This is a genomic window from Brevibacterium sp. S111 (assembly GCF_004745075.1).
In the GTDB taxonomy this organism is placed as follows: Bacteria; Actinomycetota; Actinomycetes; order Actinomycetales; family Brevibacteriaceae; genus Brevibacterium.
Genome location: NZ_RHFH01000008.1, coordinates 165,075 through 179,885, shown reverse-complemented (window position 1 = coordinate 179,885; position 14,811 = coordinate 165,075). Strand labels below are relative to the sequence as shown.

Annotated in this window: 12 protein-coding genes; 9 read left to right on the top strand and 3 right to left on the bottom strand. The window is 64.6% G+C overall.

Features of this window, described 5'->3' with window-relative positions; all coding sequences use genetic code 11:
* Positions 1-63: 63 nt before the first annotated feature.
* The 3 genes from EB836_RS11130 to EB836_RS11120 all read right to left on the bottom strand — a co-directional run bounded on the left by EB836_RS11130 (position 64) and on the right by EB836_RS11120 (position 5,004).
* The gene (locus EB836_RS11130; RefSeq protein WP_135540355.1) at positions 64-951 is read right to left on the bottom strand and encodes an N-acetylneuraminate synthase family protein; all 888 of its coding nucleotides are present in this window, start codon (positions 949-951) and stop codon (positions 64-66) included.
* Positions 948-2,243, bottom strand: a complete 1,296-nt coding sequence (locus EB836_RS11125; protein WP_240689900.1) for an acylneuraminate cytidylyltransferase — start codon at positions 2,241-2,243, stop codon at positions 948-950. Before EB836_RS11125 ends, EB836_RS11130 begins: the two co-directional genes overlap by 4 nt.
* A 775-nt stretch (positions 2,244-3,018) precedes the next feature.
* Positions 3,019-5,004 (bottom strand): phospholipid carrier-dependent glycosyltransferase, encoded by a 1,986-nt coding sequence (locus EB836_RS11120; protein ID WP_240689873.1) that lies wholly within the window; start codon positions 5,002-5,004, stop codon positions 3,019-3,021.
* 166 nt (positions 5,005-5,170) lie between these two features.
* On the opposite strand from EB836_RS11120, the gene EB836_RS11110 reads away from it, so the two are divergent.
* The 9 genes from EB836_RS11110 to groES all read left to right on the top strand — a co-directional run bounded on the left by EB836_RS11110 (position 5,171) and on the right by groES (position 14,809).
* Entirely contained in the window at positions 5,171-6,016 is an 846-nt protein-coding gene (locus tag EB836_RS11110) for a DUF4190 domain-containing protein (protein ID WP_240689871.1), read from the top strand.
* Between the two features lie 164 nt (positions 6,017-6,180).
* Positions 6,181-6,693, top strand: coding sequence for a DUF4190 domain-containing protein (locus EB836_RS11105; protein WP_135540353.1), 513 nt, complete (start codon positions 6,181-6,183; stop codon positions 6,691-6,693).
* 189 nt (positions 6,694-6,882) lie between these two features.
* Entirely contained in the window at positions 6,883-7,314 is a 432-nt protein-coding gene (locus EB836_RS11100; RefSeq protein WP_135540351.1) for a DUF4190 domain-containing protein, read from the top strand.
* Positions 7,311-8,285 (top strand): 16S rRNA (cytidine(1402)-2'-O)-methyltransferase, encoded by a 975-nt coding sequence (gene rsmI, locus EB836_RS11095; RefSeq protein WP_240689869.1) that lies wholly within the window; start codon positions 7,311-7,313, stop codon positions 8,283-8,285. Before EB836_RS11100 ends, rsmI begins: the two co-directional genes overlap by 4 nt.
* A 311-nt stretch (positions 8,286-8,596) precedes the next feature.
* The gene (locus tag EB836_RS11090) at positions 8,597-9,661 is read left to right on the top strand and encodes a hypothetical protein (protein ID WP_135540349.1); all 1,065 of its coding nucleotides are present in this window, start codon (positions 8,597-8,599) and stop codon (positions 9,659-9,661) included.
* A 245-nt stretch (positions 9,662-9,906) separates the two neighbouring features.
* Positions 9,907-11,622: a methionine--tRNA ligase gene (metG, locus tag EB836_RS11085; RefSeq protein ID WP_135540347.1), complete on the top strand. Its 1,716-nt coding sequence runs from the start codon at positions 9,907-9,909 to the stop codon at positions 11,620-11,622.
* On the top strand, positions 11,622-12,593 hold the full coding sequence (locus tag EB836_RS11080; protein ID WP_135540345.1) for a TatD family hydrolase: 972 nt from the start codon (positions 11,622-11,624) through the stop codon (positions 12,591-12,593). The genes metG and EB836_RS11080 overlap by 1 nt, the downstream gene beginning before the upstream one ends.
* Positions 12,594-12,912: 319 nt before the next feature.
* The gene (locus EB836_RS11075; RefSeq protein ID WP_135540343.1) at positions 12,913-14,121 is read left to right on the top strand and encodes a resuscitation-promoting factor; all 1,209 of its coding nucleotides are present in this window, start codon (positions 12,913-12,915) and stop codon (positions 14,119-14,121) included.
* A 394-nt stretch (positions 14,122-14,515) separates the two neighbouring features.
* Positions 14,516-14,809, top strand: a complete 294-nt coding sequence (groES, locus tag EB836_RS11070) for a co-chaperone GroES (protein ID WP_039209993.1) — start codon at positions 14,516-14,518, stop codon at positions 14,807-14,809.
* Positions 14,810-14,811 lie beyond the last annotated feature (2 nt).

The following is a 14,811-nucleotide window of genomic DNA, read 5'->3' as shown; positions in this document are numbered from 1 at the left end:
TCGGTGAGGTGATGGCGCCGAATCAGCGCTTGCGTCCGGACTCTGTCGGGTGTCAGGTGAGGGTCAGACCGTGACCTTGCGCAGCGAATCGATCTTCGACTCCTCGCCCGGCATCACGCGTTTGTGACCGTCGCCGAACGCGGATTCGAGGACGCGCACACCCTTGACGAGCGAGGCGAACTCGCGCGGCTCCATCGACGCGGACTGGTCCGAGCCCCACATCGAGGAGTCGAGCGTGATATGACGTTCGATGGTCACCGCACCCAGGCCGGCGGCGGCGAAGGAGACCTCGAGGCCGAGCTCGTGACCGGAGTAGCCGACGGGCACTCCGTAGCGCTGCCGCATGGCCGGGATCGCCTTGAGGTTGACCTCTTCGGGCGGCAGCGGGTAGGTCGAAGTGGCGTGCATGAGCACGAGCTTGTCGCGATCGAAGACCTCGACGGCACGGTCGAGGGTCTCCCAGTCGGACATACCCGAGGAGCACAGGACGGGCTTGCCGGTGGCGGCGATGGCCCGCAGGAGCTCGAAGTCCGTCAGTGAGGCCGAAGCGACCTTGTAGGACAGCGCATCGAATTCGTTCTCGAGGAAGTCGACGGAGTCGGTGTCCCACGGGGAGGCGAACCACTGCAGTCCGACTTCCTTCGCGTAGCGATCGATCTCGGTGTATTCGTCGACGCCGAATTCGACGCGGTGCTTGTAGTCGATGTAGGTCATCTCGCCCCACGGGGTCGAGCGCATCTTCGACTTCTGGTGTTCGGGGACGGCCACCTCGGGGTTGCGCTTCTGGAATTTCACAGCCTGGGCACCGGCGGTGACGGCGACGTCCATGAGCTGTTTGGCGATGTCGACGTCTCCGTTGTGGTTGATGCCGATCTCACCGATCATGTACACGGGCTGGTTCGGGCCGACGAGGTGTTCTCCGATGGCCACGGGGGCGAATTGATCAGTCATGAAACCTGCTTTCGGTTGGCACGCGCCGAGGCTGCGTGGTTGGTGAGCAACGACCGTTGCTGCTGGGTGGACGGTTGGCTGTCTGTGAAGGTCGATGGGTGTCCGGTGGCGGTCCGCAGCGAGGTCAGGGTCGGGCCGGCAGGGGAGCCGGCCGCCTCGGCGGGGATCGGGATGAGGTCGCAGACCTCACGAACGGCGCCTCTGCCTCCGGGGCGGTCGAGGACCACCCGGGCGGCGGCGAGGACCTTGGGGTGGGCGTCGGCGACGGCGACGGGCCAGCCGACGACGTCGAAGGCTTCGAGGTCATTGATGTCGTTGCCGACGTAGGCCACCCGGGCCGGGTCGAGACCGTTGGTGTCGATCCAGGCGTTGAGGATGTGGGCCTTGTTGTCGATGCCCTGGGCGACGTCGACGTTGAGCTTCTCAGCGCGACGGGTCACGACCGGGTTGCGTTCCTTCGACAGGATCATCACCGGGACCCCGGACTTCACGAGGCGGGAGATGCCCATGCCGTCGCCGCGGTGGACGCGGACCTGTTCGTTGCCGTCCTCGTCGACGTAGGCGCCGTCGTCGGTGTGGACGCCGTCGAAGTCGGTCACCAGGGCGTCGACGTCGATGACCTGGGCGGTCTCCTGGGTGGAGGCGATGGCGCGGACGAGGGTGAGGTCGGACATGTCGTCGATCTCGCGGGCGTGCTCGGGAGGGACTTCCTCGATGCCGATGCGGCCGAAGAAGCGGTGTTCGTGTTCGAGCAGGCCAGCAGTGCGCATGACGTAGAAGGCGCCGGTCTCGTTGAAGTGCTTGGCTCGGTCCTGGCGGCGGGGACGGAAGTTTGCCTCATGTCCGACGGCTACGGCTTGTTGTGCATCATCGTCGTCGAGGAGCCACAGGAACGAGTGGTCCTCGACAGCGGAGAACACGACGTCGGCCTCGTCGTCGCGGACCGTGCGGACGGCGTTCTCGATCGAGGCGGAGTCGATGAAGGGGGAGGTGCACTGCATGAACACGGTGATGTCGAAGTCCTCGTCGAGGGTCGACAGCGTGTGGATGAGGGCGGATTCGCTGGTCGCGGTGTCGCCGGCGATCTCGGCGGGACGGTGGGCCACCTCGGCGCCGGCGCGCTGAGCTTCGGCCGCGATGCCGTCGTGGTCGGTCGAGACGACGACGCGACTGATGCTGGGGCTGGCCTGGGCGGCGTTGATGGCGCGGGCCAGCAGCGAGACTCCCGCGACCTTCTGCAGGTTCTTCAGCGGGATGCCCTTCGATCCGCCGCGCGCCGGGATGATGGCCACCGCGCGGGGTGTGCGGGGTGTGGGTTCGGCGCGTCGCGTGCCGGTCGGTGTGGTGGGTTCGGCGTGTGGCGTGCCGGTCGATGTCGAAGTGGTGCGTTCTGCCGGTGTCTGCTCGGGAGCGTTCGCGGCAGTGGGGGCGCTTTCTGCCGCTTCGCTTGCGGCCGTGGTGGTGCTCGCAGCCGGCGTCTGCTCGGATGCGTTGGGTGCGTGGGTCGTCGAAAGCTCATTCACAATGATTCGACGCTAACGACGCGGTGTTACCTCCAGGTGAACACGCCATGTCGCCGAGGCGACCCTTCGGTGGCGAAGCCGTGACGGACCGCCTGAAGCGTCGACGAGAGCGGCGGCGCGCAACGTTTCTGCAGGTGGCGGTTGCGGGCGGCTGAGGTAGCGGTCGCGACAACTTTGCGCGGCAGCTGGAGCGGCCCGGGCAGCGGCTTCGGATGGGCTGGTGGCGACGACTTGTGGCAGCGAAGCACCCTTTGCGTCGTGGGTGAGCCGCTTGAACACTTTTCGTCCATTTCATCAGGACGCGAACTGGCTGCTTGGACGAAAAGTGGAAATTCGTGGACGAAACCTGGAAGAGGCCGGACGAAATGTAGAAGTGCGTGCACGAAACCTGGTTTCAGGCCCGGGGTAGCGGCGTGAAGGGGCCGACGAAGCGCGGCACCCAGCGGTCAAACGGTCAGCGGTCAGGTATCCCGCGGCCAAACGATCCGCGGCCAGGTACCCCGCCGCCACACGCTCAGCGGCCAGGTACCGCGCGGCCAGACGGTCAGCGCCAGGTGATGTTCCACATGCGATCGTTCCAGGCAGAGAACGGGATGACTTCGCCGGTGTAGACGGGCCAGAAGTAGGCGAAGGCGAGGACTGCCGCCGCGAGGATGATGCCGACAGTGAATCGGCGAGCGAACAGAGCCGCTGAGATGCGAACGAATCTCCGCTTCGCTGCACTGCCGACCCCAGCCACACCGCTGCCCCCGGCACGAGCTGCACTCCCGGCACGACCTACACTCCCGGCACGACCTACACTCCCGGCCTCTGCCGCACCGTTGCCACGACCGCCACGAGCCGCACTCCCGCCCCCTGCCGGACTACGGTCCCTGCCCGCGTGACCCCACAGCAGCGAGAGGCAGTAGGTCACGGCGAGCACCACGAACGGCACCATGACGATCGTGTAGAAGGTGAAGATCGTCCGGTCCTGGTAGGCGAACCAGGGCAGCCAGGTCGCGGCGAGGCCGCCGAGGATGACGGCCGGGCGAACATCGCGGCGGATGATCCATACGACAAGGCAGATGAGCAGGGCGAACGGTGCCAGTCCCCAGATGACGGGGTTGCCGACCGAGGTGATCGCCGAGGAGCACTTCTCCGCCACACACCCCATCGAACCGTGGTCGTAGGACTCGTAGTAGAACGACGTCGGCCGCCATTGCACGATCCAACCCCACGGGTTCGACATGTACGGGTGCTCGGAGTCGAGACCGACATGGAACGAATACGCCGTGTAGTGGTAGTGCGCCAGCGACGGCAACCACTGCAGCCAGTCCGGCAGCGACTGCCACCAGCCGAAGTTCTCGGCCGCCCACTGCCGATCCCACGCATCGGTCGACCGGATCCAGCCCGACCAGCACGCCAGATAGGTGACGAACGCGACCGGCACGAACTTGAGGAACGACATGATGCTGTCGCGAATGAGCGCGCCCAGCCACGGGTGCACGACCCCGGCCCGATGCCGCGAATGCACATCCCACGCGACGAGGAGAATCCCGAACACCGCAGCCGCGTACAGGCCCGACCACTTCACGCCCATCGCCAGACCGATGCTGATTCCCGCGGCGATGATCCAGGGACGCACGCCGAGGCGGGGCCCGAAATTGATCTCGTCCCGCCGTTTCCGGTGGCGCCTTCGTTCCTCGGCAGTGGGGACGGAGACCGGTACGGAAGCGACGGATCCGGGGGAATCTGCGGAAGCGACGGATCCGTGGGAGTCTGCGGAGGGGGTGGCCGCCTCGGCGGGGGACTGCCGGTGCGGTTCGGCGCGCGTGGGGGTGAGGCTTCCGCTCTCAGAGGTGCGCTGGGTCCAGGTGGCCAGACGCTTCGTGACGAATTCGCGATCGAGGAGGATGAAGAAGAAGGCGAGGAGGACGAAGGCCATGAGCACGATGTCGAGCAGGCTCGTGCGGGAATGGACGAAGTGCTCGCCGTCGATGGCGAGCAGGCCGGCGGCAACGCAGGCGAAGAACGGTGAGCGCAGCAGCTTCCAGGCGATGACGCCCATGAGGAAGATCGTCAGAGTGCCGATGATCGCCACGGAGAAGCGCCAGCCGAACGAATCGTCGGCACCGAAGATGTCCATGCCTGCGCCGATGAGCCATTTGCCCAACGGCGGGTGGACGACGTATTCGGGACTCGGTTCGATGACGCTGGGGTCGCCGGCGTTGAAGGAGTCGTCGGCGTTCTCCGGCCACGAGCGTTCGTAGCCGAAGTTGAAGACCGAGTAGCCGTCCTTGACGTAGTAGGTCTCGTCGAAGATCAGTCGGTGGGGAAAGCCGAGGCGGAACAGACGCAGGGCCAAGCCGATGACGGTGATGACGAGCAGCGCCGGCCACATCCACACGGGGGCGCGGGTCGCCCACATGCCGGCGTGGAAGGTCTTCCGGCGCATGGCTGCGGCTCCGACGCGGACCTTTTCGCGGTGCCTGGCCCGGCGCTCGCGGGCGATGCGCCTGGTGGGGGCCGGGGAGTCTGCGGTGTGTGTCATCGCCTTCCAGTTTAGAGATCACGGCGGGGCGGACTCTCATGCGACCCGCAGGGAGCAGGCGACGAGCCTCTGCGCGTGGTGGGAAGCGTGACGCCGCCGGAGACGATTGTGCCGAGATCGTTGGGCGTTCTGCAGTCGACACCACTAGGGTAGTAGGGAACGAAGAGTGTCTGAGTGGAGAACGGTGCCGAACGTGTCGAACAACCCCGAATATCGCCCGAGCGACCCACCTCAGGTCGGCTCGCAGCAGGTCAACAACAACTACGGATCCCAGCCACAGTACGGTTCGGGGCAGGGCCAACAGTATGGCTCGGGTGCTGGGCAGTACGGCTCGGGTCCCGGGGCCGAACAGTACGGTTCCGGCGCGGGGCAGTACTCGCAGGGTCAGCAATACGGCCAGGGCGGCTACAGCCAGGGTGGTTACAGCCAAGGCGGAAGCTACGTCCAGGGTGGTTACAGCCAGGGCGGAAGTTACGGCCAGAGCGGCTACAGCCAGGACGGTTACAGCCAGTTCGGTGCCAACGGTGCGTACGGGCAGGCGGCCGGATACAACCAGCCCGATGCCTACAGCCAACAGGGTTCCTACGGTTCGTACAGTCAGCCCGGCTCATACGGCTACGGCCAACAGGGTTCCTACAGCCAGCCGATGACCTACGGCGCCCAGCCGATGATCGTGCGTCCCGTGCCGAACAAGATGGCCGTGTGGTCGATGTGGATGGGCATCGTCGGACTCGGCGGCGGCTTCGTCTGCGGCCTGCTGTCCATGGTGCCTGTCATCGGCATCCTGTTCAGCATCGTCGCGATGTTCCTGTGGATCGCCCCGCTGCTGGCAGTGATCTTCGGCCATATCGGACTCGGGCAGATCAAACGCACCGGCGAAGACGGCCGTGGGCAGGGCATTGCCGGCCTCATCATGGGCTACGTCAGCATCGCGCTCGGTCTGCTGGGTCTCATCATTGTGATCGGATTCTTCGGACTCGGCTTCATGGCCATGCTCGGCAGCGGGTACTGAGCCGCCTCAGCGGAGGTGGGTGCTGCCTTGTCACGGGTGGTGCAGGACTGGAACACGATTCGCCGTTGAGGGCACCCACGCCCCGATAGCGTTGACATCAGTCATCGAGAACCGGATCGCACGGTGTCTCGAACACCCGCCACAGCCATCGGAGAGCAACTGACATGGATACCCGCGTACTGCCCATCGGGTGCACTTACACCGGATCGAACCGTGCGCCGGCGACCCCTGCAGCGCGGGCCCAGGTGGAGGCTCCGGCGGCTCACACGCCAGCTCCTGTGCACGGCCCTGTCTCCGTACCCACTCCGGCACCCGGAATCGGGCCCGTCACCTACGGCAACGCGGCACCGGTCGCCAGCTACGGCAATGCGGCACCGGTCGTCGTCTACCGGCAGGTCGCGCCGACGAACTCCTCGGCGATCGTCGCGTTGGTGCTCTCCGTCATCTCGTTCATCTCATCGGCCTTCTTCCTCGGCTTCATCGCCATCATCTTCGGCCACATCGCCCGCAGGCAGATCAAACGCCGAGGCGAACGCGGCAACGGGATGGCCGTGGCCGGACTGTGGGTGGGCTACCTGAGCATGATCTTCTGGATCGTGTTCTGGTTGGTGTACCTGGGCATCATTGCGCTAATCATGGGATTCGCCATCGCTGCCGAAACCGGAACGATCAGCTGAGGCTCGTGCCTCGGGCGCGCCACGAGTGTTTGACCCCGCCCGGGCATACGACGACAGACAACGACAGACGACGGCCCACGACAGACGACGACTCTCGATCCCACAACTGTGACAGACCTGTAACCGCCCCGCCTTTTGCCCCAATCGACGACTCTGTACCGTTGAAGGCAGACGCAAGGAGACTTCATCATGAGCAGCCAGAACAACTGGAACAATCCGGACATGTACTACCAGCAGCCCCAGTCGAACTCGGGCGGCTACGGTGCCCAGTCGTACAGCCAGAATCCCGGATATGCGGCGAACACTCAGTATGCCGGTGGGCCGGGGTACGTCTACCAGCCGCTGCCGCCGAACAATGTGCTGGCCATCATCGGCATGTGCGCCTCGATCTTCGGCGTCGTCTCCGGAGTCTTCATCGGTGGCATCGCCGGCGTCATCATGGGCCATATCGCACGCAAGCAGATCAAGGAACGCGGCGAGCGCGGCGACGGCATGGCAGTCGCGGCCCTGTGGGTCGGCTATATCGGCACGGGACTGTGGCTCCTCTTCTGGGGCGTGATCCTCCTTTTCTACTTCGGTACGTTCGCTCTGCTCTTCGCCACCGGAGCAGCCGCATCTTGACCGAAGACCCCAGCACGTCTGAGCCTCAGCTCGACCCCAACGACACCCCCGCCGAGGCGCCCGACTCCAACGACACCCTCGCCGAGGTGCCCGACCCCGATGACGACGACCGTGCCGTCCCAGCGAGGTCGGGTCCGGACCTCACCGGCGGTCGACTCATCCTCGTCGGGACTCCGATCGGCAACCTCGGCGATGCGAGTCCGCGGATGCGGCAGGCCATCGAAACCGCCGATGTCATCGCCGCCGAGGACACCCGCCGGTTCCTCTCTCTGGCGCAGCGTCTGCAGCTGAGCCACACGAACCGGATCATCAGCGTCTTCGACCACAACGAGGGCCATCGCGCTCCCGAGCTGGTCGAGCTCATCAATGCGGGTCAGACCGTGGTGCTGCTCTCCGACGCGGGGATGCCGGCCGTGTCCGACCCCGGATATCGCGTGGTCAGAGCCTGCGCCGAGGCGGGACTGCCGATCACGTCGACGCCGGGCCCGTCCGCGGTGCTCATGGCCCTCGCGGTCTCCGGGCTGCCGAGCGACCGGTTCAGCTTCGAAGGCTTCCTGCCGCGCAGATCCGGTCAGCGCAAGAGCCTGCTCGAGGAGCTCAAGGCGGAGAAGCGGACGATGGTCTTCTTCGAAAGTCCCCACCGGATCGCCGACGCGATGGATGACTTCGCCGGGGTCATCGGCGAAGACCGACCCATGAGCATCAGCCGTGAACTGACGAAGACTTACGAGGAGACACTGCGGGGGACCGTCGGCTCGCTGCGTGAGCGCGCCGCCGCGGGACTGCGAGGGGAGCTGACCCTCGTGCTCGCTGGTGCCACCGAAGTCGAGACGGCTCCGGAGGATCACCTCGGCGAGGTCAGCGCACTCGTCGAGTCCGGGATACGTGCGAAGGATGCGGCCGGGCAGGTGGCGAAGAGGTTCGGCCTGTCGAAGCGCGACGTCTACGAAGCGTGGCTCCACCGCGAGTGACGCGACTCGTGCGCAGCAGGGTGTGGACAACTGGCAGCCCAGTGTTGGGTGAGTAGCCCACATTTGAAGGTGGGCTATTCATCTCAAACTGGGCTATGAGCGAGGTTGAATGGTTGGTTGACGCTGTTCTCATGTGCTCCCGGGGGCGAGTGGCGCGCGTTCCCGGAGGCTGACGACGGCTCGACTCGAGCGCTGACGCTTGTTGACGGACTCCGTGCTGAGACGTTGTCGCTGTGTGGACGCCGGAGCTGACTCCACAGCAACTGAATTGAGTATTGCTGTATCAGAACGTGGTTCGGCAGTGTGCCGGCATGAAGAACAACGTCGTGCATTTCAAGGATCTTCGCAATGCTGGAGCCTCCACGGCAGATATCCGTAGTGCATTGGGATGCTGTCTGCTGAAGGTCTCGCGTGGAGTCTATTCGGTAGTCAGCCGGTGTGAAGTCCGTGCCCACCGATACTTCTCTCCCTTCGCCACGGACTCGGCTTGGATGACGTATCACGAGGAACAGCGCGACAAGGAGCGTTCCCAACGGCGCAGATACGAGGCGAATCTGAAGCGTCTGCAGGTCCTTCATTATCCTCACTACCGCGCAGAAGACACCGTGTTCGGGGTCTCAGCGGCACGGCTGCACAGGATCGGTATGTTCGACGAGCCGGATGAACCGGTGTCGGTGTTCCACCCCGTGTCAAGCACCAAATCACCCGAGCTGATCAGGCGACGCCGAACAATCTCAGCTGAAGACGTCTGCCAGGTGGAGGGGCTCCGAGTCACTTCTCCGGCTCGAACTGCCTTGGATCTGCGGGCCGAGCTCGGCAGCGCCGCGGCGTTTGCCGCAATGGAACAGGTGATCAGATGGCATCTACTCGGCAACGACGAAGATCTGATCTTCAGGCTCGGGTATTCGTCGCACCTGCTGGACGAGGTGCCGGGTGCAGTCGCAGATTTATTCGGAGCGCCCATCGCCCGCCTGACGCGGGGCGGCAAAGTGTCTGCGAGACTGGTCGCGCTCGCTTCGCCGTTGTCCGAAAGCTATGCGGAGAGCAGAGCCGCATTCAACCTGCATCTTCTGGGGCTGCATGACTTCGTGCAGCAGGTGAATATTGCCGATGACGGCCGACTTCTGACAAGACTCGACTTCCTCCTTCGCGAGGACAAGGTCGCTCTCTATGTGGATGGGACCCAGAAGTACGTTGACGGCGGCTTTGACGTCATGAACAAAGAGAGCCGACAGCATAATCGACTGTTGGCGATGGGCTATAAGGTGTTGCGCTTCAAGTTCCATGAGGTTCTGAACCCGAAGACCTTCGGGCAGAAGCTCTTCTTTCAAGCACCTGAACTGCGTCGTCGGTGCGGGCAGCCGCTGGTTCCGTGATTTGGTGCCGGGGTGCGAACCGTTTCAGCCCAGTCCGAGGTGAATAGCCCACCTTCAAATATGGGCTACTCACCGCAGACTGGGCTATTCGCGAAGACTCGGCCAAGTCCCGCCCGCACCCCCGGCCTGAAAGCACCCGTGCGCGCCCGCACCCCCGGCCTGAAAGCACCCGTGCGCGCCCGCACCCCCGGCCTGAAAGCACCCGTGCGCGCCCGCAACCGCGCGTCCCTTAGACTGTGTGACCTATGGGTTACTACTTGACGACAGCGATTGCCTACCCCAACGGGGCCATTCACATCGGGCACGCCTATGAGTACATTGCGGCCGACACGATCGCCCGGTTCAAGCGACTGGACAATCACGAGGTCTTCTTCTGCACCGGCACGGATGAGCACGGGCTGAAGATGCTGCAGGCGGCGAACAAGCTCGGCATCACCCCGAAGCAACTCGCCGACGACAACGCGAAGAACTTCCGCGACACCCAGCTGGCCCTCGGTTCGACCTTCGACCGGTTCATCCGCACCACCGACGAGGACCACTATGAGGCGTCGAAGGCGATCTGGCGCAAGCTCGAAGAGGCCGGCGACATCTACCTCGACACATACGCCGGCTGGTACTCCGTGCGCGACGAAGCCTTCTACACCGAGGACGAGACCGAAGTCGTCGACGGTGTGCGCCTGTCTACGGAGACCCGCACCGAGGTGACCTGGACGGAGGAGGAGTCCTACTTCTTCCGCCTCTCGAAGTACCAGGACAAGCTGCTCGAGCTGTACAAGACCCATCCGGAGTTCATCGGCCCGGACTCCCGCCGCAACGAGATCGCCTCCTTCGTCGCCTCCGGGCTCAAGGACCTCTCGGTCTCCCGCACCACCTTCGACTGGGGCGTGCCGGTCCCCGGCAATGAGAAGCACGTGATGTACGTGTGGATCGACGCCCTGACCAACTACCTCACCGCCGCCGGATACCCGAACGACGACGAGCGCCTCAACAAGTGGTGGCCCGCCGACGTCCACATCATCGGCAAGGACATCATCCGGTTCCACAGCGTGTACTGGCCGGCGTTCCTCATGAGCGCGGGCATCGAACTGCCCAAACGCGTCCACGCCCACGGATTCCTCTTCAACTCCGGTGAGAAGATGTCGAAGTCCGTCGGCAACGTCGTCGACCCGCTCGACCTCGTCGATGCTTTCGGCCTGGACACACTGCGCTTCTTCCTCTTCCGCGAGTTCTCCTACGGCCACGATGGTTCGTACACGAAGGACTCGATCATCACCCGCAAGAACGCCGACCTCGCCAACGAGTACGGCAACCTCGCCCAGCGCTCGCTGTCGATGATCCAGAAGAACTGCGACGCCCAGGTGCCGCAGCCCGGCACCCTCACCGAGGCGGACGAGGCCCTTCTGAACCTGGCACGTGCAGTCCCGGACACGGCCCGCCGCCACGTCGACACCCAGGCCCTCCACCTCTACGTCGAGGCCTGCTGGAAAGTGCTGTCCGAGGCCAACCGCTACTTCTCCGCGCAGGAGCCGTGGAAGCTGAAGAAGACCGACCCGGAGCGTATGGCCACCGTGCTGTGGGTGACGATCGAGGTCGTGCGCATCATCTCGATCCTCATCCAGCCCGTCATGCCCGATGCGGCGGGCAAGATCCTCGACCTCCTCGGCGTGCCCGCCGGAGTCGGTGAGGCCGGGGCGAAGGTGCTGCCGACCGCCACCGAGTCCGGGTCCGGCGCCGAAGCGATGGCAACCGTGAGTGCGGGAGCGGCCATCGGCGTCGCCGCCGGGGCCGCATACGCCTCCGCGGCTCTGGCCCCGAACGTCGCCGAGGCGGCCGCCGGTGGTCTGGCCGCCGCCGACGTCGATCCCCGATCGTTCGCAGCCGTGGAGTTCCCGCTCGAGCCGGGCACCCCGCTGCCGAAGCCCGAACCCGTGTTCCCGAAGTACGTGGAGGAAACCGAATAATGGCCTCGCGCGCCGCCGGAACCTATCCACCGGTGCCCGAACCGCTGACCCACCCCATCGTCGACACCCACACCCACCTCGACATCTGCACGGGTGTGCGTCTGCCCTTGGGCGCAGGTGAACCCGAACCGGAGGTCTCCCCGGATGCGGAGGAGGAGTTCCCCTCCCTCGATTTCTTCCACGACACCGCCGCCGAGGCGGGGGTCCGCCGTATCGTCCAGATCGGATGCGATCTCCCGGCAGCGAGGTGGACGACCGAGCTCATCGCCTCCCAATACGCCGGCACCATCTCCGAGCCGGCCCTAGGCTCGACCGTGCCCACACCTCCTGCGAACGGCCGGACGTGGATGCTCGGCGGGGCGGCCCTCCACCCGAACGAGGCTCCGCGGCTGGCAGAACGCGGTCTGCTCGACGATGCTCTGACCGAGATCGAGACGCTCGTGACCTCCCACGACCGGATGCGTGTGGTGGGGGAGACCGGCCTGGACTACTTCCGCACGGGCGAGGACGGCATCGCCGAGCAGCAGCGGTCCTTCCGCGCCCACATCGAGATCGCCAAGCGCACCGGTCGGGCCCTGCAGATCCATGATCGCGAGGCTCACGCCGATGTGCTGCGCATCCTCAGAGAGGAAGGCGCCCCCGAGGTCACGATCTTCCACTGCTTCTCCGGTGATGAAACGATGGCCCGGGAGTGTGCGGCCGCAGGCTACTTCATGTCGTTCGCAGGCAACCTCACGTTCAAGAACGCCGAGGAGCTGCGCCGAGCCGCGGCAGCCGCGCCGCTGGACCTGCTGCTGACCGAGACCGATGCCCCCTTCCTCACCCCGCACCCGCACCGCGGTAAGCCCGGCGGGCCGTACCTGACGGCGATCACCGCCCGGAAACTCGCCGAGGTGCGCGGAATGAGCGAAGAGGATCTGTGCTCGGCGGTGTGGGCCAACGCGGAGAGAGCGCTCGGCAGCTGGGACTGAATCACCGCTGCGACAGATTTACCGTTGCGATGCTTGGCCGCGATACACGGCGGCGATGCATAGCAGCGAATGATGGCGGCGATACACGGCAGCGAATGATGGCAGCGATACACGGCCGCGAAACATGGCGGCGGTCACGTAACGGTGGGCCGCCTCGGCGCGGGAATGTCACGACCGGCACCGCCCCGCAAACACGGGGAACCCCAGGTGACACGCGTCCTCAGGAAACTCACACCGTTACATTTCCGTGATATTTTGCCAGCGGTGTAACGAATCGGTTACAGTGAACTGGTCGATAAACTCTGCTCAGGGATATTTTGTGATTGATTTTCTGAAGAACCGCAAGGTTCAGATCGCCGCACAGGCGGTCGTCATTACCGGACTCGTGGGTGGCACAGGCGCGGTCGTCTCCATGAACAAGCCCGTGACCTTGGAGGTCAACGGGCAGGCCGAGGAGATCCGCACCTTCGGCGGAGATGTCGGTGACATCCTCGACAGCCACGACATCGATCTCGATAAGCGTGACAAGGTCAAGCCCGGCGTCGACACGAAGGTCGACCGGGACATGACGATCACCGTCAACACCGCGAAGAAGGTCTCGCTCTCCGTCGACGGAGAGAAGACCAGCGAGTGGACCAACGCGAACACCGTGGGTCAGGCGCTTGCCGACCTCGGAGTCGATGCGAAGGGAGCCGACCTCAACACCGATGCCAAGCAACGGCTGAAGGAAGACGGCAACGACATCGACGTGACTACGGCGAAGGATCTCACCATCGTCGCCGACGGCAAGGACCACAAGGTCTCGGCCGCGGTCGGCACCGCGAAGGAAGCACTCACGGAGTCGGGCGTCAAGCTCAAGAAGGACGACTTCCTGTCCGTGCCGATGTCCGCTTCGCTCTCCGACGGCCAGGTGCTCACCGTCAACCGCGTCGAGAACAAGACCGTCAAGGACGAGCAGGCCATCAAGGCCAAGGTCGAGACCAAGAAGTCCGACTCCCTCTACCAGGGCGAGACCAAGGTCGAGTCCGAAGGCAAGGACGGACAGAAGCAGGTCGTCTACAAGGTCAAGACCATCAACGGCGAGCAGGTGAAGAAGGAGAAGAAGGACGAGAAGGTCCTCTCCGAACCCAAGACCAAGGTCGTCATCCAGGGCACGAAGAAGAAGGAGACCCCAGCTGACACCGGCGGCTCCGATTCCGGAAGCTCAGACTCCGGCGGCTCGGACTCCGGTGACTCGAGCACCGGCGGCGGCGACTCCGGTTCGACCGGCGGCTCGATGAGCACTGCCGAGATCAAGGCGATGCTCGGCGGACCCGGCTCCAAGTGGTATTCGATCGTCGAGTGCGAATCGAATTTCAATCCGAAGGCCTCGAACGGCACCCACTTCGGTCTGTTCCAGTTCCTGCCTTCGACCTGGCAATCCATGGGTGGCAGCGGCAACCCGTCTGATGCCAGCCCGCAGGAGCAGTTCCAGCGTGCGAAGAAGTTGCAGGCGCAAGAGGGCTGGGGTCAGTGGCAGTGCTCCTGAGCACCGGCCAGAACCGTCACTGAGACAAGAGCTGACCGCCGTTGACCACAGATATCGACAACTGAGCTGAGGCGGTCGGAATGGGCGTGGGCCCCGCGGAGAGATCCCGGGGCCCACGCTCTCTGCATTCACAGGATGTCGGGTCAGGCCGGCCGGGCTGCCTGGCCAGCATGTGGGCCCAAACTGAACTTTCGCCCAGAGCATGAAGAATTGCTGGCACTCAAGTTGACCGAGTGCTAAAGCCGTTCTAGAGTCAGAATTAGCACTAGCACTCATCGAGTGCCAGTTTCATAAGACGGTCGAATCGCTCGGCACCCGCGACGACGAGAGGTTCATGGCAGCAGCCGCCGTCTGACTCAATGAAATAGAACCCAGCGAAGGGAGAGAGCCCGAAATGTCGGTCTCCATCAAGCCACTCGAAGATCGGATTGTCATCCGTCAGGTCGAAGCAGAGCAGACTACCGCCAGTGGTCTGGTCATTCCCGAAACCGCCAAGGAAAAGCCTCAGGAAGGCGAAGTTGTCGCAGTCGGCCCTGGCCGCGTTGCTGACAACGGAAACCGTGTGCCGGTCGACGTCGCCGTCGGCGACAAGGTCATCTACTCCAAGTACGGAGGCACCGAAGTCAAGTACGCAGGCGAAGAGTTCCTCGTGCTCTCGGCTCGCGACGTGCTCGCCGTCATCGGCTGAAT

Coding starts and splice junctions, on each gene's coding strand:
- EB836_RS11130 (WP_135540355.1), bottom strand. CDS start 951: ATGACTGATCAATTCGCCCCCGTGGCCATCGGAGAACACCTCGTCGGC.
- EB836_RS11120 (WP_240689873.1), bottom strand. CDS start 5,004: ATGACACACACCGCAGACTCCCCGGCCCCCACCAGGCGCATCGCCCGC.
- EB836_RS11105 (WP_135540353.1), top strand. CDS start 6,181: ATGGATACCCGCGTACTGCCCATCGGGTGCACTTACACCGGATCGAAC.
- EB836_RS11100 (WP_135540351.1), top strand. CDS start 6,883: ATGAGCAGCCAGAACAACTGGAACAATCCGGACATGTACTACCAGCAG.
- EB836_RS11090 (WP_135540349.1), top strand. CDS start 8,597: ATGAAGAACAACGTCGTGCATTTCAAGGATCTTCGCAATGCTGGAGCC.
- metG (WP_135540347.1), top strand. CDS start 9,907: ATGGGTTACTACTTGACGACAGCGATTGCCTACCCCAACGGGGCCATT.
- EB836_RS11080 (WP_135540345.1), top strand. CDS start 11,622: ATGGCCTCGCGCGCCGCCGGAACCTATCCACCGGTGCCCGAACCGCTG.
- groES (WP_039209993.1), top strand. CDS start 14,516: ATGTCGGTCTCCATCAAGCCACTCGAAGATCGGATTGTCATCCGTCAG.